Genomic DNA, 361 nt, shown 5'->3' with positions numbered 1-361 from the left:
TGTTTGACTTGGAAAGTGATGTCCGTTACTTTGAGGTAACCAGTTGGGGCTGCTTCCTCATGGAAGGTGTAAGTGCCTGGAGCCAAGTTGAGATCTTTAGACTTACCAGCTTCAGATGTCCAGCTTTCTACGGCTGTGCCTTCTGCTTTGTCGCCCTTGTAGATCTTGATTTGAGCACCTGCGATTTCTGTTCCACCAAGACTAATTTTACTGAACGTGATTTTACGAGCTACATCGTCATCTTTATCAGTAACTGTCAGAGTTGAATTTTGGGCTACAACACGATTGTCTTCACCTTTAGAATCTTTTTCACCTACTTTTGTCACTTCAACAGTACCGTTAGGTTTAACTTGGAAAGTGA

General features: G+C 42.7%; 1 protein-coding gene. It reads right to left on the bottom strand.

Going from position 1 to position 361, the window contains the following annotated elements:
* Positions 1–361: prealbumin-like fold domain-containing protein (locus tag SORDD27_RS09445; RefSeq protein ID WP_231069344.1), on the bottom strand; the 361-nt coding region annotated here is incomplete at both ends.

This window comes from Streptococcus oralis (assembly GCF_001579025.1).
GTDB classification, from domain to species: domain Bacteria; phylum Bacillota; class Bacilli; order Lactobacillales; family Streptococcaceae; genus Streptococcus; species Streptococcus oralis_X.
Note: the sequence above shows the minus strand (reverse complement) of the source record. Positions and strands in the feature narration are given on the sequence as shown.